The organism is Streptomyces sp. ME02-8801-2C (genome assembly GCF_033793965.1).
GTDB lineage: Bacteria > Actinomycetota > Actinomycetes > Streptomycetales > Streptomycetaceae > Streptomyces.
In genome coordinates this window covers 77666-97500 of sequence record NZ_JARAXP010000002.1, presented here as the reverse complement: position 1 = coordinate 97500, position 19835 = coordinate 77666, and the positions used below count along the sequence as shown (strand labels likewise).

General features: G+C 70.1%; 18 protein-coding genes. 10 read left to right on the top strand and 8 right to left on the bottom strand.

All coding sequences use genetic code 11. The annotated features are described in order from the left end of the window. The first annotated feature begins 7 nt into the window (after positions 1 to 7). The 6 genes from PV396_RS05120 to pssA all read left to right on the top strand — a co-directional run bounded on the left by PV396_RS05120 (position 8) and on the right by pssA (position 6510). A complete protein-coding gene (locus PV396_RS05120; protein WP_416071341.1) occupies positions 8 to 2158 on the top strand; it encodes a protein meaA in 2151 nt (716 codons plus the stop codon). Next, on the top strand, positions 2155 to 3120 hold the full coding sequence (locus PV396_RS05115) for a CoA ester lyase (RefSeq protein WP_319200833.1): 966 nt from the start codon (positions 2155 to 2157) through the stop codon (positions 3118 to 3120). Before PV396_RS05120 ends, PV396_RS05115 begins: the two co-directional genes overlap by 4 nt. Before the next feature lie 5 nt (positions 3121 to 3125). Beyond that, positions 3126 to 3638 carry a MaoC family dehydratase gene (locus PV396_RS05110; RefSeq protein ID WP_319200831.1) on the top strand — a complete coding sequence of 171 codons (513 nt, stop codon included), beginning with the start codon at positions 3126 to 3128 and terminating at the stop codon, positions 3636 to 3638. Between the two features lie 2 nt (positions 3639 to 3640). After that, positions 3641 to 4846, top strand: a complete 1206-nt coding sequence (locus PV396_RS05105; RefSeq protein ID WP_319200829.1) for an acyl-CoA dehydrogenase family protein — start codon at positions 3641 to 3643, stop codon at positions 4844 to 4846. A gap of 169 nt (positions 4847 to 5015) precedes the next feature. Continuing rightward, on the top strand, positions 5016 to 5672 hold the full coding sequence (locus PV396_RS05100) for a phosphatidylserine decarboxylase (RefSeq protein ID WP_006377315.1): 657 nt from the start codon (positions 5016 to 5018) through the stop codon (positions 5670 to 5672). Between the two features lie 16 nt (positions 5673 to 5688). Next, the gene (gene pssA, locus PV396_RS05095; RefSeq protein ID WP_319202232.1) at positions 5689 to 6510 is read left to right on the top strand and encodes a CDP-diacylglycerol--serine O-phosphatidyltransferase; all 822 of its coding nucleotides are present in this window, start codon (positions 5689 to 5691) and stop codon (positions 6508 to 6510) included. Positions 6511 to 6602: 92 nt separating this feature from the next. On the opposite strand, the gene PV396_RS05090 is transcribed toward pssA, so the two are convergent. From PV396_RS05090 to PV396_RS05070, 5 genes are read right to left on the bottom strand one after another with little or no spacing between them, the layout of a single operon-like run. Further along, positions 6603 to 7874, bottom strand: coding sequence for an ABC transporter substrate-binding protein (locus PV396_RS05090; RefSeq protein WP_319200827.1), 1272 nt, complete (start codon positions 7872 to 7874; stop codon positions 6603 to 6605). After that, positions 7871 to 8971 carry a branched-chain amino acid ABC transporter permease gene (locus PV396_RS05085; RefSeq protein WP_416071340.1) on the bottom strand — a complete coding sequence of 367 codons (1101 nt, stop codon included), beginning with the start codon at positions 8969 to 8971 and terminating at the stop codon, positions 7871 to 7873. Before PV396_RS05085 ends, PV396_RS05090 begins: the two co-directional genes overlap by 4 nt. Beyond that, positions 8964 to 9854, bottom strand: a complete 891-nt coding sequence (locus PV396_RS05080) for a branched-chain amino acid ABC transporter permease (protein WP_319200825.1) — start codon at positions 9852 to 9854, stop codon at positions 8964 to 8966. Before PV396_RS05080 ends, PV396_RS05085 begins: the two co-directional genes overlap by 8 nt. Next, the gene (locus PV396_RS05075) at positions 9851 to 10666 is read right to left on the bottom strand and encodes an ABC transporter ATP-binding protein (protein WP_416071339.1); all 816 of its coding nucleotides are present in this window, start codon (positions 10664 to 10666) and stop codon (positions 9851 to 9853) included. Before PV396_RS05075 ends, PV396_RS05080 begins: the two co-directional genes overlap by 4 nt. Positions 10667 to 10672: 6 nt before the next feature. After that, entirely contained in the window at positions 10673 to 11587 is a 915-nt protein-coding gene (locus tag PV396_RS05070; RefSeq protein WP_319200823.1) for an ABC transporter ATP-binding protein, read from the bottom strand. 198 nt (positions 11588 to 11785) lie between these two features. On the opposite strand from PV396_RS05070, the gene PV396_RS05065 reads away from it, so the two are divergent. Further along, positions 11786 to 13027, top strand: coding sequence for a helix-turn-helix domain-containing protein (locus PV396_RS05065; RefSeq protein ID WP_319200821.1), 1242 nt, complete (start codon positions 11786 to 11788; stop codon positions 13025 to 13027). 75 nt (positions 13028 to 13102) lie between these two features. On the opposite strand, the gene PV396_RS05060 is transcribed toward PV396_RS05065, so the two are convergent. Continuing rightward, positions 13103 to 14221 carry a glycerate kinase gene (locus PV396_RS05060; RefSeq protein WP_319202226.1) on the bottom strand — a complete coding sequence of 373 codons (1119 nt, stop codon included), beginning with the start codon at positions 14219 to 14221 and terminating at the stop codon, positions 13103 to 13105. A gap of 194 nt (positions 14222 to 14415) precedes the next feature. Between PV396_RS05060 and PV396_RS05055 the strand changes: the two genes are divergently transcribed. After that, on the top strand, positions 14416 to 15516 hold the full coding sequence (locus tag PV396_RS05055; RefSeq protein ID WP_319200819.1) for an ADP-ribosylglycohydrolase family protein: 1101 nt from the start codon (positions 14416 to 14418) through the stop codon (positions 15514 to 15516). 51 nt (positions 15517 to 15567) lie between these two features. Next, positions 15568 to 16059 (top strand): NUDIX hydrolase, encoded by a 492-nt coding sequence (locus PV396_RS05050; RefSeq protein WP_319200817.1) that lies wholly within the window; start codon positions 15568 to 15570, stop codon positions 16057 to 16059. Positions 16060 to 16078: 19 nt separating this feature from the next. Here the strand turns inward: PV396_RS05050 and PV396_RS05045 are convergent, their stop codons facing one another. After that, entirely contained in the window at positions 16079 to 16285 is a 207-nt protein-coding gene (locus PV396_RS05045; protein WP_319200815.1) for a DUF2191 domain-containing protein, read from the bottom strand. A gap of 120 nt (positions 16286 to 16405) precedes the next feature. Here PV396_RS05045 and PV396_RS05040 point away from each other — a divergent pair, with 120 nt between their 5' ends. Next, positions 16406 to 17143, top strand: coding sequence for an SIR2 family NAD-dependent protein deacylase (locus PV396_RS05040; protein WP_319200813.1), 738 nt, complete (start codon positions 16406 to 16408; stop codon positions 17141 to 17143). A 12-nt stretch (positions 17144 to 17155) separates the two neighbouring features. Here the strand turns inward: PV396_RS05040 and PV396_RS05035 are convergent, their stop codons facing one another. Further along, positions 17156 to 19687, bottom strand: a complete 2532-nt coding sequence (locus tag PV396_RS05035) for a glycoside hydrolase family 2 protein (RefSeq protein ID WP_319200811.1) — start codon at positions 19685 to 19687, stop codon at positions 17156 to 17158. Positions 19688 to 19835 lie beyond the last annotated feature (148 nt).

Sequence of the window (19835 nt, the reverse complement as noted above, 5' to 3'; positions counted from 1 at the left end):
GCCATCGATGACTGAGCGTCAGCCCGCGTCTGCGCCCGAGGGCGCGCCGGTGCCGAAAGAGACGAAGACAAGGGAGCGGAGCGACCGCGGGCTGAGGAACGTCGGCACCGGCAAAGAGCGCCCTCGGGCGCAGACGCAAAAGGAAAGGGACCGGCCGTGGCTCATGCGCACGTACGCCGGTCACTCCACGGCAGAGGCGTCCAACGAGCTGTACCGGCGCAACCTCGCCAAGGGCCAGACAGGTCTGTCGGTGGCCTTCGACCTGCCGACCCAGACCGGGTACGACCCCGACCACATCCTCGCCCGCGGCGAGGTCGGCCGGGTCGGCGTGCCCGTCTCGCACCTCGGTGACATGCGCCGGCTGTTCCAGGACATCCCCCTGGACCAGATGAACACCTCGATGACGATCAACGCCACCGCCATGTGGCTGCTGGCGCTCTACCAGGTCGTCGCCGAGGAGCAGGGTGTCGACATCACCACGCTCCAGGGCACGACGCAGAACGACATCGTCAAGGAGTACCTGTCCCGGGGGACGCACGTGTTCCCCCCGGGACCCTCGCTCCGGCTGACGACCGACATGATCTGCTACACGGTCAACCACATCCCCAAGTGGAACCCGATCAACATCTGCAGCTACCACCTCCAGGAGGCGGGGGCGACCCCGGTCCAGGAGATCGCGTACGCCATGTCGACGGCCATCGCGGTGCTGGATGCCGTGCGGGACTCGGGGCAGGTGCCCGCCGAGAAGTTCGGGGACGTCGTCGCCCGTATCTCCTTCTTCGTGAACGCGGGTGTCCGGTTCATCGAGGAGATGTGCAAGATGCGGGCGTTCGGCCGGATCTGGGACCAGGTCACGCGCGAGCGGTACGGCATCGAGAACCCCAAGCAGCGGCGCTTCCGCTACGGCGTCCAGGTCAACTCCCTCGGGCTGACCGAGGCGCAGCCGGAGAACAACATCCAGCGGATCGTGCTCGAGATGCTGGCCGTGACCCTGTCGAAGGACGCACGCGCGCGTGCCGTCCAGCTCCCCGCGTGGAACGAGGCCCTGGGGCTCCCCCGGCCCTGGGACCAGCAGTGGTCGCTGCGGATGCAGCAGGTGCTCGCCTACGAGAGCGACCTGCTGGAGTACGAGGACATCTTCGCCGGGTCGCACGTCGTCGAGGGGAAGGTGGCCGAGCTGGTCGAGGAGTCCCTCGCCGAGATCGACCGCATCCAGGAGATGGGCGGCGCGATGGCCGCCGTCGAGTCGGGCTATCTGAAGTCGAACCTGGTCGCCTCGCACGCCGAGCGCCGGGCCCGTATCGAATCCGGTCAGGAGAAGATCGTCGGCGTCAACATCTTCGAGTCGACCGAGCCGAACCCGCTCACGGCCGACCTCGACGCGGCGATCCAGACCGTCGACCCGGCCGTCGAGGCACGGGTGGCCACGGCGCTGCGGGGCTGGCGCGACACGCGGTACCAGCCGCCGTTCAACCACCCGCGCCCGTGCAAGGCGCTGGAGCGGCTGAAGGAGGCCGCGAAGGGCACCGACAACCTCATGGAGGCCACCCTGGAGTGCGCCCGCGCCGGGGTCACGACCGGCGAGTGGGCCGGGGCCCTGCGCGAGGTGTTCGGGGAGTTCCGGGCACCGACCGGTGTCTCGTCCGCGCCGGTCGCGGTGACCGCCGAGGAGGGCACCGCGCTGGCGCTGGTGCGCCGCAAGGTGGAGGTGACCGCGCGCGAGATGGGTGTCGGGAAGCTGCGGTTCCTGGTGGGCAAGCCGGGTCTGGACGGGCATTCCAACGGCGCCGAGCAGATCGCGGTGCGGGCCCGGGACGCCGGCTTCGAGGTGGTCTACCAGGGCATCCGGCTCACCCCGGAGCAGATCGTGGACGCGGCGATCGCCGAGGACGTGCACGGCGTCGGCCTGTCCATCCTGTCCGGCTCGCACGCCCAGCTGGTGCCGGATGTACTGGAGCGGCTCCGTGTGGCGGGTGCCTCGGATATACCTGTCATCGCCGGTGGGATCATCCCCAATGGCGACGCCGAACTGCTCAGGGCCGCGGGTGTGGCCGCGGTCTTCACCCCGAAGGACTTCGACATCACCGGAATCATCGGCCGCATCGTCGACGAGATCCGGAAAGCGAACAAGCTCGACCCCCTGGAGGTCCCCGCATGACCACGCCCGTCAACCGACTGCGTCCCCGGCGCTCCTGTCTCGCGGTCCCGGGGAGCAACCCCCGCTTCCTGGAGAAGGCCCAGGGCCTGCCGGCCGACCAGGTCTTCCTGGACCTCGAGGACGCGTGCGCCCCGCTCGCCAAGCCCGAGGCGCGGCACACCATCGTCAAGTTCCTCAACGAGGGCGACTGGACGGGCAAGACCAGGGTCGTACGCGTCAACGACTGGACGACGGAGTGGACGTACCGCGATGTCGTGACGGTCGTCGAGGGCGCGGGGCCGAATCTCGACTGCATCATGCTGCCGAAGGTGCAGACGCCGCAGCAGGTCGTGGCGCTGGACCTCCTGCTCACCCAGATCGAGAAGACGATGGGCTTCGAGGTCGGCAGGATCGGCATCGAGGCGCAGATCGAGAACGCCCAGGGCCTCAACAACGTCAACGAGATCGCGACGGCCTCCCCGCGCGTCGAGACGATCATCTTCGGCCCGGCCGACTTCATGGCGTCGATCAACATGAAGTCGCTGGTGGTGGGTGAGCAGCCGCCCGGTTACCCGGCGGACGCCTACCACTACATCCTGATGAAGATCCTGATGGCCGCCCGCGCCAACAACCTCCAGGCGATCGACGGCCCCTACCTCCAGATCCGCAATGTCGACGGCTACCGCGAGGTCGCGCAGCGCGCCGCCGCCCTCGGGTTCGACGGCAAGTGGGTGCTGCACCCTGGCCAGGTCGAGGCGTCCAACGAGATCTTCTCGCCGTCGCAGGAGGACTTCGACCACGCCGAGCTGATCCTGGACGCGTACGACTACTGCACGTCCGAGGCCGGCGGCAAGAAGGGCTCCGCGATGCTCGGCGACGAGATGATCGACGAGGCCAGCCGCAAGATGGCCCTGGTCATCTCGGGCAAGGGCCGCGCCGCCGGTATGCAGCGCACCAGCAAGTTCGAGATCCCGGAGGCGTGACGGCCATGCAGTTCGGACGTACCTACGAAGAGTTCGAGGTCGGGGCGGTCTACAAGCACTGGCCCGGAAAGACGGTCACGGAGTACGACGACCACCTCTTCTGTCTCCTGACGATGAACCACCACCCGCTCCACATGGACGTCAACTACGCGGAGAACACGACCGACTTCGGCAAGAACGTGGTCGTGGGGAACTACATCTACTCCCTGCTCCTCGGCATGTCCGTGCCGGACGTGTCGGGCAAGGCGATCGCGAACCTGGAGATCGAGTCGCTGAAGCACGTGGCGCCGACCTTCCACGGCGACACGATCTACGGCGAGACGACGGTCCTCGACAAGACGCCCTCCCGCTCGAAGAACGACCGCGGGATCGTCTACGTGGAGACCAAGGGCTACAAGCAGGACGGCACGCTGGTCTGCGTGTTCCGCCGCAAGGTGATGGTGCCGACCGAGACGTACATCAAGGAGCGCGGCGGCGAACAGCCCGGCCGGCCCCAGCTCAAGGAGCAGGAGAAGTAGCCATGGCGCGACTCGCCCAGACCGCCGGTCTGACCGACATCCAGCAGGAGATCCTTTCCACGGTCCGGGACTTCGTGGACAAGGAGATCATCCCGGTCGCGACCGAGCTGGAGCACCGCGACGAGTACCCGCAGCAGATCGTCGACGGCCTCAAGGAGCTGGGCCTGTTCGGTCTGATGATCCCCGAGGAGTACGGCGGACTCGGCGAGTCGCTCCTGACGTACGCGCTGTGCGTCGAGGAGATCGCGCGCGGCTGGATGTCGGTCTCCGGGATCATCAACACGCACTTCATCGTGGCGTACATGCTCAAGCAGCACGGCACGCAGGAGCAGAAGGACCACTTCCTGCCGAGGATGGCGGCGGGCGACATCCGGGGCGCGTTCTCGATGTCGGAGCCGGGGCTCGGCTCGGACGTGTCGGCCATCACCTCGAAGGCGGTCCAGGACGGCGACGAGTACGTTCTCAACGGTCAGAAGATGTGGCTGACGAACGGCGGAACGTCCACTCTGGTCGCCGTACTCGTCCGGAGTGACGAAGGACACCCGGAGGGGACCGCGCCCCACAAGTCGATGACCACCTTCCTGGTCGAGAAGGAGGCGGGCTTCGGTGAGGTCCGGCCGGGGCTCACCATCCCGGGGAAGATCGACAAGATGGGGTACAAGGGTGTCGATACCACCGAACTCATCATGGACGGGCTGCGGATTCCGGCCAATCGGGTGCTCGGTGGCGTCACCGGCCGAGGTTTTTACCAAATGATGGACGGTGTCGAGGTAGGGCGCGTCAATGTGGCGGCACGTGGCTGTGGTGTCGCTCAGCGTGCGTTCGAGCTGGGTGTCCAGTACGCCCAGCAACGCCACACTTTCGGCAAGGCGATCGCCCAGCACCAGGCGATCCAGTTCAAGCTGGCCGAGATGGCTACCAAGGTCGAGGCCGCCCATGCCATGATGGTGAACGCGGCACGCAAAAAGGACTCCGGCGAGCGAAATGACCTCGAAGCAGGGATGGCGAAGTACCTCGCCTCCGAGTACTGCAAGGAGGTCGTGGAAGACGCCTTCCGGATCCACGGCGGCTACGGCTTCTCCAAGGAGTACGAGATCGAGCGCCTCTACCGCGAGGCCCCGATGCTGCTGATCGGCGAAGGTACCGCCGAGATCCAGAAAATGATCATCGGGCGAAGGTTGCTCGAAGAGTACAAATTCCAGGGCTGATTGTCGGTTTCGGGGTGTTTTCTTGGAGAAGAAGATCACACCCCGTCAGCACTCTTCAGCCGTGGACTCGGCTTCCTGGCTTACCCAGTTGTGGCTGCGAGCCGCTACGATCGCCGGAAAGCCGCCGTCCCCTGATACAGCGCGGCATCATCCGCTACGAAGGTCATCCATGCCCCACAGCCAAACCTCTGCACCTCGCGACAGCCTGGCAGGCGTACGCCTGGCGCGCGGAGCATCGCCGTGGCTCCTCCCGACCGTCGCCACCGCAGCCCTCAGCCTGGTACGTGCGCGCAAGTCCGGCGCCGCCAAGGCCGTGGCCGTACCCGTCACCGCGCTGGCGGCGGGCATGCTGTGGTTCTTCCGCGACCCCGAGCGCGAGATCACCCAGGGCCGGGTCATCTCCCCCGCCGACGGAGTGGTGCAGAGCATCATGCCGTGGAAGGACGGGCGTACCCGCGTCGCGATCTTCATGAGCCCGCTCAACGTACACGTCAACCGCGCGCCCCTCTCCGGGACGGTGACGTCCGTCGAGCACATCCCCGGCGGGTTCGTTCCGGCGTTCAACAAGGAGAGCGAGAACAACGAGAGAGTTGTCTGGCACTTCGACACCGAGCTCGGTGACATCGAGATGATCCAGATCGCCGGTGCGGTCGCTCGCCGCATCGTGCCGTACGTGCCGCAGGGAACGAAGGTCGAGCAGGGCGAGCGGATCGGCCTGATCCGTTTCGGCTCGCGCGTCGACATCTACCTCCCCGAGGGTGTCGAGGTCGCCGTCGAGGTCGGCCAGAAGACGGTGGCAGGGGTGACTCGCATTGACCGTGATTGATCCCGAGACCCAGTGGGTGCCGGAGGCCGACGAGGTGGACGACGACGAGGAGGAGATGCCTCTTTCTCTCCGCCTGTCGATAGCGGACACCCTCACGCTCGGCAACGCCACCTGCGGGTTCATGGCGGTGTACTTCACCACCACCGGCATCCTGATCCCGCACCTCACCGGCAGTGACGAGTCGGGCATGGCCCGTCACTCGGCGGCGTCCGCAGTGATCCTGATGCTGTGCGCGGCGGTCTTCGACCTCTTCGACGGCCTGGTCGCCCGCAAGCTGCGCTCCTCCCCCATGGGCGCCGAGCTGGACAACCTCTCCGACCTGATCAGCTTCGGTCTCGCGCCGGCGTACTTCGTGCTGGTGTACGGCATGGTCGCGGACGACGCGTACCAGAAGGTGGCCGCGGTCGGCGCGATCGTCGTCCTGCTCGCGGTGGTGCTGAGGCTCGCGAGATTCTCCTGTGTGACCGTGAAGGACGGCACCTTCCAGGGCATGCCGAGTCCCTTCGGCGCTCTGACGGTCGTCTCGATCGTGCTCCTCGAGCTGCCGTTCGTGGCCACGCTCCTGGCCATCGTGGGCACCGCCTGGCTGATGGTGAGCCGGGTCGAGTACCCGAAGCCGCGTGGTCCGCTCGCGATCGCGATGGTCTCCTGGATCGTCTCCGGGATGGCCCTCCTGGCGGCCTGGGCCTTCGACGCCCCCGGCGGCCAGCTCCTCCTCCAGACCGGCTGTGCTCTGCAGCTCGTCCTGGGCGCGGTGATCCCGCTGTTCGCCACGGCCCGCCGGGTGAACAACTTCCGCGGCAACCGCCGCGAGGCACGGGCGGCACAGCTTCCGTAGCGGTGGCGATGACGCAGGTGTGACGCAGATGTACGGAGGGCCCCGAACCGGACGGTTCGGGGCCCTCCGCGTTGCGCACCCGGTGTTTCGGGTCACGCGCTCGGCGAGTAGCCCTCCGCGACGGACGAGGCCTCGGACTCCCGTACGACCTTCATGCCTCCCGTCACGCTCTTGTCGGGCTGCAGGATGACGCTCTCCTTGGAGGAGGGGGCCTTAGGGTCGGTGAAGTCCTGCGGGCTGCCGAAGCCCGCGTCGAACGCGTTGATCGTCAACAGGGCCTTGTCCACGCCCGCGCGGGTGAGGTCCTTGTTCGCGCAGGCCTTCTTCAGGGCCTCGCCGAAGACGGAGGCCGCCGTCCAGCCGGCCACCACGCCGTTGTCGAGCGAGTCGCTCGGGTAGGCGGCCTGGTAGTCGGCCACGAGCTTCTGCGCCTGCGGGGTGTCCGCGCCGATGGGCAGGGACGGTGAGGCGACCCAGTAGTTCTTGGCGAGGGCCGGGCCCGCCTGGGTGGCCAGGAGCTGCGGGGCGAACGCCGAGTTGTTGCCGATGACGGGGACGCCGAAGCCGCCGGCGGCGGCCACTCCGACCAGCGAGGCTGCCTGACGCGGACCGGCGCTGATCACGATCGCCTTGACGCCGGCCTGTTTCAACGCCGCGACCTGTGCGGTCATGTCGTTGTCGGTCGGCTTGATCTTCTGCTCGACGACCGTCAGCCCCGATTTCTCCGCCATGTACTTGGCACCGGCCAGGGCGCTCTCCCCGTAGTCCCCCTCGAAGTACACATGACCGATCTTGTCGCCCTTCTTGATCCCCTTCTCATTGATCAAGAAGTCGACGGCATTGATCGTCTCGATGTCGTACGTTGACCCAATCACGCGTATGTACGGACTGCCGAGCAGCGAGGCCGCCCATGCCTGGGGCAGCACGAGGACCTTGTCCTGGCCGTCGACGCGCTGTTTGACCGCCGCGACGAACGGCGAACCGATGAACTGGGCGAAGCCCAGCACCTTCGGGACCAGTTCCGTGTAGCCGGAGACGGCCTTCTGCGGGTCGTAGCCGTGGTCCCGGACCGTCAGTTCCACCTGACGGCCGCAGACGCCTCCGGCGGCGTTCAGCTGCTTCACATACAGCTGCTGGGCCTGGGTGACGCTCTTGCCGAGTGTCGCGTAGACGCCGGTCATGTCGGTGAGCGCGCCGAGCGTGATCGTCTTGGCGGACACGCCCACGTCGGTCTTGACGCCGCCCTTCGAGGCCGAGCCCTTGTCGCCCCCATCGTCGTCCTTGGCCTTGGAGCTGCATCCGGCCACTGCGAGCAGCACGGCGAGCGCGCCCGCGGCAGCTCGGGCCGCGTATCTCGTGGTCATCGTTCCTCCCCTGGATTACGTTCGACGCGGCGCCGGGCGGCCACCCTGACCAGCCCGCCCGGCAGGAAGAGCACCACCGCCACGACGGCGGCGCCGTACAGGTACCGGGACGCCTCGCCCGGTGCGATCCCGCCCGTGCCCGGGGCCGAGACCAGGGGCAGGGCGTCGCTGTAGCGGGTCAGCAGCTGGGGCAGCAGCGAGACGAACACCGCGCCGACCACCGCCCCGGAGACCGATCCGAGCCCGCCGATGACGATCATGGCGAGGTACTCGAGCGAGAGCGTGATGCCGAAGTAGTCGGGCACGGTCCGCTGGAAGACGAGGGCGAGCAGCACGCCGGCGAGCCCCGCGTACATCGACGACAGGACGAAGACGGCGGCCCGGTAGCGGGCCACGGGCACGCCGATCACCCCGGCGGCGATGCGGTGGTCGCGGATGGCGTTCATGGCCCGTCCGGGCCGTCCGCGCAGGACGCCCCGGGCGAACAGGGCGCAGCCGAGGAGGACGACGAGTCCGGCGTACCAGAGCTTCTCCGCGGAGCCGAACGGCACGTTCGCGACGAGGAGTTCACGGTCGTCGAAGGTGAGGCCGAAGAGGTTCAGCGGCGGTACGTCACGGCCGTTGAAGCCGCCGGTCAGGTCGCGCGCGTTGAACAGGACGTGCTGGCCGATGAAGATCAGGGCGATGGTGGCGATGCCGAGGTAGGGGCCTTGCAGGCGTCCGGCGATCGGGCTGAACAGACCGCCCGCGACGCCCGCGACGAGCGTGGCCAGGACGGCCGCGAGCCAGGTCGGCAGCCCGAGCCCGCTCAGCCCGTCTCCCCCGTCCGCGGCGAACACGCAGTAGCTGTAGGCGCCGACGGCGAGGAAGAAGGCGTGGCCCATGGAGAGCTGCCCGGTCGCGCCGGTGAGGAGGTTGATGCCGATGGCGCCGATCGCGGCGGCCATGGCGAACAGGCCCGCCTGCAGCCAGAACCGGTCCAGGTAGAACGGAAGGGCGAGCAGCAGAAGGGCGCCCGCGGCGGTCGCGTACGTACGCGCGTGCGGCTGTCGGAGCATGCGTCGGCGTTCGGCCGTCCCGGCAAGGGCTTCAGACACGGGCGAGCTCCTTCGTGCCGAAGAGCCCGGAGGGCCGCACGAGCAGGATCACGACCATGACGAGATAGGGCGCGAGGTCGCCGAGACCGCGGCCCATGAAGGCCAGGTCGCTCTGGTAGCCGGTGGCGAGGGACTCGGTGACGCCGACGACCAGGCCGCCGACGAGGGCGCCGGTCGTGGAGTCGAGGCCGCCGAGGATCGCGGCCGGGAACGCCTTGAGCGCGGCGAGGGAGGTGGCCCGTTCCAGGCCCGGGGTCGGGAAGACGGTGAGGAACAGGGCGGCGACGGCCGCGAGTCCGCCCGCGACGGCCCAGGCGCCGAGCGACACCCGGCCCAGTCTGACCCCCATGAGGGCGGCCGTCTCCGTGCTCTCGGCCGCCGCGCGCATCGCCACGCCCCAGCTGGTGTAGCGGAAGGCGAGCAGGAAGGCGGTGATGAGCAGGGCCGCTGCGACGAAGGCGGCGATGCGGGTGTGCGCGAGCGAGATCGGGCCGAGGGTGAGGACGGCGTCGCCCCAGGGGTCGCCGAGGGCGAGGACGTCCGTACCGAGGCGGCGGGTGAGTTCGGTGGTCAGCAGGATGTCGACGCCGATGGTGACGATGGCCAGCACGCTGTGGTCGCCGCCCCGGGCGCGGCGCATCACCAGGAACTCCACGGCCGCGCCGACGAGCGCCGCCCCGGCGATTCCCGCGCCCAGCGCCGGCCAGAAGCCGATGTCGTCGTGGAGGGAGGCGGTGACGTAGCCGCCGGCGAGCAGCAGTGAGGCGTGCGCGAAGTTGACGACCTCGGTGGCCCGGAAGATCACGACGAAGCCGAGGGCGATCAGGGCGTAGACACTGCCCATGGAGATGCCGTTGAGGAGCAGTTCGGCGAAGGTGCTCACGGGGTTGCCTCCTCACCGAGATAGGCCCGGACGACCTCGGGGTCGTTCTGTACGTCCGCCGGGGCCCCGTCCGCGATCAGTCGGCCGAAGTCCAGGACCGTGACCGTGTCGGCGAGTCTCATCACCACCCCCATGTCGTGCTCCACCAGGACGATCGAGATACCGAGGCTGTCGCGGACCCCGGCGATGACGGCCGCGACGCGGCGCCGTTCGTCGGCGGTCATACCGGCCACCGGTTCGTCGAGGAGCAGCAGTCGTGGCTCCATGCACAGGGCCCGGGCGAGTTCCGCGAGCTTCTGCTGTCCGTAGGGCAGGGAGCCCGCGGGGCGTCGCAGGTGGTCCTCCAGGCCCACGAACTCGGCGATCTCCCGCACGCGCGCGCGGTGCCGGCGTTCCTCGCGCGCCGCCGACGGCAGCCGGAGGCCGGCGGCGACGAAGCCGGTCCTGGTCAGCCGGTGGCGGCCGAGCAGCAGGCTGTCCTCGACGCTGGCGTGGGGCGGCAGGGCGAGGTTCTGGAAGATGCGGGCTACGCCGAGATCGGCGACGCGGTGCGGGGGCATTCCGGTCAGCTCGTGCTCGCCGAAGCGGACGCTGCCCGAGGTGGCCCGGTAGACCCCGGACAGGACGTTGAAGCACGTGGACTTGCCCGCGCCGTTCGGCCCGATCAGGGCGTGGACGGTGCCTGGGCGGACCGTGAAGGTGACGTCGTCGAGGGCGAGGAGGCCGGCGAAACGGACGGTGAGGTGGTCAACATGGAGGGTGGGTACGGTGGACGGCTCAATGGTGGACGCCGATCCGTCATGTCCGGTCAATGTGGATCAACCCTCCCATCTGGTCAACGTCGGCATGGAGTGCGTCAACCCGGGCACGTCCGCCGCCGCCGTCTCGTCCACCACGCCCAGATAGCGCCGCCGCACCTCGTCGGAGGCGGCGAGTTCGGCGGAAGGGCCGGAAAGGGTGACCTCTCCGACCTCCAGGACGTAGGCATGGGTGGCCAGCCGCAGCGCCAGGGCGGCGTTCTGTTCGACGAGCAGGACGGAGGTGCCCTGAGCGTTGATCTCGCGCACGGTGTCGGCGATGCGCGCGGCCATCAGGGGGGCGAGCCCCAGCGACGGCTCGTCGAGAAGCAGCACCTTGGGGGCGGCCATCAGGGCACGCGCGACGGCCAGCATCTGCTGCTCGCCGCCCGACAGCAGTCCGGCACGCTGCTGGGCGCGGTCGGCGAGGACGGGGAACAGTTCGTGAACGCGGCGCAGGGCGGCGGCCCGGTCCGCGCGTCCACCGCGCGCGCCGAGGGCTCCGGCACGCAGGTTGTCGGCGACGGTCATCCGGGCGAACACCCGCCGCCCTTCCGGGACTTGCGACACTCCGGCGGCCACCACCCGGTCGGCGGCGAGAGCGTCGATCCGGCGCCCGCCGAGGGTGACGGTGCCACCGGTCGTGGCCCCGCCCTGGAAGGAGAGGGTGCGGCTGATGGCGCGCAGCAGGGTGGACTTGCCGGCGCCGTTTCCGCCCAGCACCGTCACGACGGCGGCCTCGGGAACCTCGAGGGACACCTGACGAAGGGCGCGCACGGGCCCGTACCCGACCGACAGATCCCGTACGACGAGATCGGCGCCGCCCGTGGACCGGCGCGGCGGCCCGCCCGCGACCCCACCCGCGAAACCGTCTGCGGAACCAGCCGCGAGACCGTCCGGGGAGGCACCCGGAGATCCTCTCGTTCCACCGCCCATGGCGACCGCTCCCTCCCGCACACCCGTCCGGTGTGGCGCTCAGCCCAGCACCGGTGCGGCCGTCCGTCCACGGGTCGCGGCCGAAACCCCACCGAAACGTGGCCGGTGACCAGAGGAGTCCGCCGCCCGTTGTGCGCGTGCACAACACCGCGTGTCAGGGGCCTGCCGAAGGGGCGCGGAGGGTGGCATCCTCCGCTCATGGGACCGCGCAGAAGGCGTACGGGTCATGACTGGCAGGTGCTCGCCGAGTCCTGTGCCGCGCTGCTGGAACGAGTGCCGGAGCTGGTGGACGAGCATGTGCGGCAACTGTCCGAACACTCCCCCGTCTACGGCCAGGTTCTCCCGCTCGACCAGCACTGGCGGGAGGCCGAGGAGGCGATGCGGATCGGCATCGGGACGATCTCCGCGCCCCGGGGCTCACCCCGCCGCGACCTGGAGTACGCGGAGGACGCGGGTCGGCGCCGCGCCCAGCAGGGCCTGCCGCTGGACCTGCTGGTGCACGCGTACCGGAGTGCGGGCTATCTGGTGTGGGACGCGCTGCTGGAGGGCGCGACCGGCCAGGAACCGGAGCGGCTCGGCGTGCTGATGCGGTCGGCGACCCTGGTGTGGGCGGCGATCGACGCGCAGGCGGCGGTGGCGTCCGAGGCGTACCGGGCGACGGAGATGGAGTTACGGCGGCGTACGGACGAGCAGTTGCAGGCGTTACTGGACGCCCTGCTCGACGGCCAGGAGTCGCCGGGGCTGGCCGCGAGGGCCGCGGCGGGGCTCGATCTGCCGGAGCGGGGCGCGTACGCGGTGGTCGTGCTGCGGGCGGAGCGGCGGGATCCGCGGGAGGCCTTCCACCGGCCGTTACGGGGCGCCGGGTACCGGTTCGTGTGGCGGATGCGGGCCGACCGGGAGGTGGGCGTGGTGCTGCTGGGGCCCGACCAGGGGCTGGACGCGGTGGCGCAGGCGCTGAGCGGGCGGTGCTCGGGGGCCGGCGGGATCAGTCCCGTCGTACCGGGGCTGACCGAGCTGGGGCGGGCCCGGCGGCTGGCCGAACTGGCGTTGCGGACCTGCCCGCCGGACGCGAGCGAGGTCGTACGGCTGGATCAGCGGATGCCTACAGCGCTGGTGGTGAGCCAGCCGGAACTCGCGAACCGCCTGGTGTCGGCCGTCTTCGGCCCCCTGGCCGGGCTGGAGCCCGCCGACCGTGAGGTGCTGCTGGAGACGCTGGACGTGTGGCTGGCCTGCGAGGGGTCGGCGGGGCGGGCGGCGGGGCGGCTGTACTGCCACCGCAACACGGTGTTCAACCGGCTGCGGCGGCTGGAACAGCTGACGTCCAGGTCCCTGGCGAGGCCACGGGATCTGATCGAGATGACGCTGGCCCTGGACGCGTACCGGCTGTCGGGACCGGCCGGCGCGCCGGAGGAGACGGCGCGGCTCGCGGGGAGCGGGTGACGGCCCCGGCGGTGTCGGCCCCGGCGGTGTCGAGCCCGGCGGTGTCGAGCCCGGCTGTGTCGACCCCGTGAACCCTCAGACCAGGAAGTCGCGTCCGATGTTCTCCGCGACACGCTCCAGGATCGGCCCGGCGTCGGCGATGCACTTGGCGACGTCCGGCTCGATCTCCGTGAGGGGGTACGCGCGTCGGATACCTGCCCGGCCCAGGGCCTCCGGGCGCAGGGCGAGGCGCCCGCACACCGCGACGACCTCGCGGCCCTCGGCCCGGGCCGCCGCCGCGACACCGGCCGGGGCCTTGCCGTGCAGGGTCTGCTCGTCGAGGGAGCCCTCGCCGGTGATCACCAGCGTGGCGCGTTCCAGGGCCTCCGCGAAGCCGAGGACGTCGAGCATGATCTCGATGCCGGGCCTGAACCGGGCGCCTAGAACCAGCGCGCCGTAGCCGATGCCGCCTGCGGCGCCCGCGCCCGGGGCGGCGGCGTACTGGGCGGCCTTCGGGCCGATCGCCGTCTCCAGGATCTTGGCGTAGTGCGCGAGGGCCTCGTCCAGGGCGGCCACGTCGTCCGGGGACGCGCCTTTCTGCGGGCCGTACACCGCGGGTGCTCCCGTCGGCCCGGTCAGCGGGTTGTCCACATCGCTGGCCAGCACGAAGTCGATGTCCGCGAGGCGGGTGTCGAGGCCCGAGAGGTCGGCCGTGACGAGTCCGCCGAGCCCACCGCCGCCGGGCGGCACCGGCTCGCCGTCGGCGTCCAGGAAGCGCGCGCCGAGCGCGGACAGCATGCCCGCGCCGCCGTCGTTGGTGGCGCTGCCGCCGACCCCGAAGACGATCGTGCACGCGCCCGCGTCCAGCGCGGCCCGCAGCAGTTCGCCGGAGCCGTACGTCGATGCCGTGAGCGGCGCGAAGACGCCGGCGGGCAGCCGCTGCAGCCCGCTCGCCTCCGCCATCTCCACCACGGCGGTGTCGCCGCGCAGCGCGAACGCGGCCGTCACCTCGTGTCCGAGCGGCCCCGCGACCCGTACCTCACGCCGTTCGAATCCGGCGGCGATCGCGGCGGCCACGGTCCCGTCGCCGCCGTCGGCCACGGGAAGCGACTCGACCTCGACGCCGGGGGCCGCCTTTCGCAGACCGGCGGTGACCCGCTCGGCGACCTCCACGGCCGTCAGCGACCCCTTGAACTTGTCGGCGGCGATCAGCACCCGCGCCACCCGCACACCTGTTCCCGTCGCCGTAACCGCAGCGTCCGACACCCTGTACTCCCCTTGCTCTCGGCCCCGTATTCGTCAGGGCAGTCGCGCCGCTGCGACCATAACCGCAGGAGGCCCGCCCCGTCATGCCCTCCCGGCCGCTCACAGCCGGTACCACCGGCCTCGGATGGTGGTAAACCGGAGAGATGACCGCTGCGGGCACCGCCACCGGACAGACCGACCGCGTTCTCGGGGGCTGGCTGGGCCGGATCGCGGGCAACATGCTCGGCAAGCCGGTCGAGCGGGGCGACTACTGGACGCGCGACCGCATCGACCGCTATCTGCGACGCACCGGCGCCCTGCCCCTCACGGACTACCTGCCCGAGCCTCCGGCCCGCCGCCAGGACGGGATCGGGGACGACGAAACCGACGGCTTCGCACTGCGTCCCGAGTGGCGCCAGTGCGTGCGCGGCCGGATCCACGGCAGTTGCCGTGACGACGACGTCGACTACGCGATCCTCGGCCTGGACCTGCTGGAGACCCACGGCTTCGACTTCAGCACCGAGCAGGTCGGCGAACTGTGGCTGCTGCGGCTGCCGTTCCTCCAGACGTTCACGGCGGAACGCGCCGCCTACCGCAACCTCGCGGCCGGTCTCAAGCCGCCGCTGACCGCCACGTACGACAACCCGTACCAGGAGTGGATCGGCGCCCTGATCCGCGCCGACATCTACGGCTGGACCTGTCCGGACGCCCCGGAGCGCGCCGCCTACCTGGCCCGCCGGGACGCCGTCCTCTCCCACACGGGCAACGGCGTGTACGGGGCGATGTTCGCGGCGGCGCTGATCTCGGCGGCGTTCACGGCACCCGATGTGCGCCGCGCCCTGGACACGGCGCTGACGGTGATCCCGGCGAGCAGCCGCCTGGCCCGTACGGTCCGCCGCGTCATGTCGCTGCACGAGGCCCGACTGCCCTGGGAGGACACGCTCGCCACGGTCGCCGAGGAGACCGCCGGGCTCGGCTGGATCCACACCATTCCCAACATCGGCGTCCTCACCGCCGGACTCCTGTACGGGGACGGCGACTTCACCCGCACGATCGCCCTGACCGTGCGGGGTGGCCTGGACACCGACTCGAACGGCGCGACCGCGGGTTCGGTGGCCGGAGTGCTGTGCGGCGCGGAGGCGATCCCGAGCCAGTGGAAGGACCCGCTGGAGGACACCGTACGCAGCGCGGTGTTCGGTTTCGACGGAGTGCGGATCAGTGAACTGGCGGAACGGACCGTGCGGTTGGGACACCCACAGGTGTGACGCGACCCGGACGGCCTCTTCCGCCGTCCGTCCCCTGGTTACGCTTCCCCGGTGACCATTCAAGACTTCGCCACGTACATCGCCGGCCTGCCCCGCGTCCTGTCCGGCGCCGCCGCGCTCTTCCGCGACACCGAGGGCCGGGTGCTGCTCGTCGAGCCCAACTACCGTGAGGGCTGGGCCCTTCCGGGCGGCACGATCGAGTCGGACGACGGGGAGACCCCGCGCCAGGGCGCACGCCGCGAGACCCTCGAGGAGATCGGCCTCGACCGTGAGATCGGCCGTCTGCTGGCTGTCGACTGGGTCCACATCGCGGGCCACCCGCCGCTGGTGGCGTATCTGTACGACGGTGGCGTCCTCGGTGAGGAGGAGCTCAAGTCGATCACCTTGCAGGAGGAGGAGCTGCTGTCCTGGCGGCTCGTGGCGCGCGAGGAGCTCGCCGAGTACCTCAGGGGCTCCCTGGGCCGCCGGGTCCTGCACGCCCTCGACGTCCTGGCGGAGGGCGCGGGGACGGTCGAGCTGGAGAACGGCGAGCGAGTGGGCTGAGGCTTCCCCGGCCCGGGTGTCAGCCCTGCGTGTCCGGAGGCCGCACGTCGTCCGCCGCCCGCCGTGCGTCGTCGCGCTCGGCGACCCGGGCCTCCGTACGGTGACCGCGCGCGATGTAGTCCCGTACGACGAGCTCGACGGCGTCCTGGGGGCTTCCGACGCCCGCGAGCACCATGACTTCGACGACGAGTTCGGCGTCGAGGGAGACGGAGACCTTGGCTGCCATGCGGGGACATTAACACCGGACGGGCGTTCGTACAGGGGTACGGCGGCAACGGCCTCGGCGGCGGCCTTCCGAGCGGATATCCAGTCGCCGCCCGGGACCCGGAGACCTACTCTCGGTCACATGACCAGGCCCCTCGTCGCCGTCCTCAGCGGCGCCGGCATATCGACCGACTCCGGGATCCCCGACTATCGCGGCCCGAACGGTCTGTGGCGGCGCGATCCCGAGGCCGAGAAGCTCGTCACGTACGACTACTACATGGGCGATCCGGAGATCCGGCGCCGTTCCTGGCAGATGCGGCGCCAGAACCGGACCCTTCGGGCCGAGCCCAACGCCGCGCACCTGGCCGTGGCCGAGCTGGAGCGGGCCGGGGTGCCGGTGCGGGTGATCACGCAGAACGTGGACGGGCTGCATCAGCTCGCCGGCATGCCGTCCCGCAAGGTGCTCGAACTGCACGGCACCGCACGGGAGTTCGTGTGCACCAAGTGCCATGCGCGCGGGCCCATGGAGGACGCCCTCGCCCGGGTCGAGGCCGGGGAGGACGACCCGCCGTGCCTGAAGTGCGGCGGAATCCTCAAGTCGGCGACGGTGATGTTCGGTCAGCGCCTCGACCCGGTCGTCCTCGGTGACGCCCTCGCCATCACCAAGGCCTGCCAGGTGTTCATCGCCGTCGGGACCAGCCTCCAGGTCCAGCCCGCCGCCGGTCTCGCCGGTGTCGCCGCCGACCACGGCGCCCGGCTCGTCATCGTCAACGCCGACCCGACCCCGTACGACGACCGGGCCGACGAGGTCGTACGCGAGCCGATCGGCACGGCCCTGCCCCAACTGCTGCGCGAGCTGCAGAAGTTCGGGGCGGCCTAGACGACCCGGAGTTCACGACGGCGGGAGCTCCGTGAGTCCCCCCGTCGTCGTGACAGAGGTGGACGTGACCGTCACCGTGCCGGTGGCCAGGCCGCCGCGTGTGGCGCGGACGGTGACGGGGCCGGCTGTGCGTGTCATGCGTACGAAGATCCTGTTGATGCCGGCTTCCGTGTCGACGTAGGACTGGAACACGCTGTGCGGGACGCCCGCGTTGTGCCCGCCGAGGAGTTTCGCCGGGCCGGTGAGCGTGAAGTCCACCCGGGCTTGGTCGGTCGGGACGCGGCGGCCCGCCGAGTCCACCGCCTCGACGTCGATCATCGCCACGTCGGTGCCGTCGGCCTTCAGACCGTCGGGTGAGACGTGGGCGGTGAGGCGGAGGGCGACCGGTGTGCCGGTCGTCTGCTTCTGGGCGCGGGTCAGTTCGGTGCCGCCCGCGTCGTAGCCGACGGCGGTGATCGTGCCGGACTGCCACGCGACGCCGGTGAAGGTGTGCAGGAAGTCGTACTGCGGGGAGGTGGACGTGCCGATCGACCTGCCGTTGACCAGCAGTTCCACCCGGGCGACGCCCGCCGCCATGACGTACACCGTCTTCACCGTGCCGGCCGGGTAGGTCCAGTGGCCGACGATGTGCAGGTCCGGGGTCGGGCTCTGCATGACACGGTGGGTGTAGTAGGTCTCCTTGGGGATGCGGACCGCGTCCACCCGGCCGGAGAGGCGGCAGGTCTCCCAGTTGTACTGGCGGCCGTGCTGGTTGGAGTCCGCCCAGGTCAGGGCCGCCGCCCCGGAGTAGCGGCTGTTTCCGGGGCCTTGGATGCGCTGGCTCCAGAACTCGTGGCGGGTGCTCGCGGCGACGGTGGCGGCGAAGTCCTCGGACGTCCAGTGGTAGGTGACGTCCGGGCCGGTGACATAGCCGAAGTCGGGTGGGGAGGCGGTGTCCCAGACGCGGCGGGGGGCCTCGTCGCGGGTGAACTCGGACTCGATGAGCGGCATCCGGTCGCGGGCGTAGTCGCTGTAGTGACGGTTGAGCATCGTGCCGATGTACTCGCACTGGTCCACGGCCGCCGTGCCGCCGTAGGCGGAGTTGTCGGAGGTGGCCCGGGAGCCGATCGCGCGCATCCCGCTGGGGTCCCAGGTCTGCTTGAGGGCGCGCATCTGCTGCTGGTGGTCGGCGGTCAGCCAGTTGTTGCCGGACTCCCAGAACAGGATGCTCGGGCTGTTGCGGAAGTAGATCATCACGTCCCGCATGGCGGCGAGACGCTGGTCCCACTGCACACCGGTGACGTCGGCCTCCTTGTCCCCGGCGGGCTGGACCGACACCAGCCCGTACCGGTCGGTCATCCGGATGTTGGCAGGCTGTGCGGCGAGGTGCATCCAGCGGATCAGGTTGGCGTTGCTCTCCCGGATGAGCCGCCCGTCGTGGTCGCGCAGCCACTCGGGTACGGCGTCGCCGAGCACCGCCCATTCGTTGGTGGCGCGCTGCGCGTACCCGGTGAGGAAGATCTGCCGGTCGTTGATGTAGACACCGCCGGTGCTCGCCCCGCCACGGAACTCGGCCTTCCGAAAGCCGGTGCGCACCGTGTACGTGTCGACGACCGTCGTTCCCTCCGCGAGCGTCAGCCGCACGGTGTAGAGGGCGGGGTACGACGGTGACCAGAAGTTCAGCCTGCTGATCCGGTTGCTCACCTTGACCACATGACTGGTCCCGGCTGCCAGGGTCACCGTCGAGGCGGGCAGCGTGCCGACCGACGCGCCCTGTTCGTCGAGGACTTCGGCCGACACCGACAGGGTCCGGGAGCGGTCCTCCTGGTTGCTGATCTGGGCCTCCGCGTTGATCGTCGCGGTGTGGCCGGAGACGTTGGCGGCGGACGGGTAGACGTAGGTCCCGAGGGTGCCCAGCTTGCTGTACAGCGGAAGGGTGAAGTGGGTTTTCGGGACGACGTGCAGGATGACGTTCCTGGTGAGGCCGCCGAAGGTGGGGTTGAAGTCCCGGGTGTCCCACTGGAAGGGCATCCCGGTGGCGGCTTCGGGCCGCCACTTGGTGTTGTCCGCGCAGATCGCCAGCACGTTGTCGGCGCCGAACAGGACCTTGTCGGTGAGGTCGAAGCCGAAGGGCGTGACGCCGGCCTCGTAGCTGCCGATCAGGACGCCGTTCAGGTAGACCGTCGCTGCCTGCCGGATGCCCTCCAGTTCGAGGATCACCTTGTGGTCCGCCAGCTCCGCCGGTAACTGAAAGCGCTTGCGGTACCAGGTCGGTTGCATCGCCACCGAGGACTCGCCGGAGCTGCCGATCCAGTTGTCGAAGGAGTCCGTGTCGTTGTAGGTGTGCGGCGCGCTGACCACGGCCCACGACGAGTCGTCGAAGGTGGTCCGTTCGGCGCCGACGACGTTCGACTTGATGAACCGCCAGTCGAGATTCAGGCTGAAAGTCCGCCGCCCGGCGGCCTCGGCCTGGGCTGCCGAGGCCGATCCGCCCACTGGAAGGGCCACCGCACCCACGCCTGCGGCGGCCCCTTGCAGTACGCGCCGTCGACTGGTGAACACCATCGTCTACCGCCCTTCGGGGGCGCGCCGCTGTCGGCACACCCACCAGACTGATGTCAGGAACGCGACAGAAAGCGCTTCACATCATGCGCCGCGGTGCGGCGGGCGACAAGGTGCGTGACGGGAGCAGTTCGTGAGGGAGGTGGGGTGG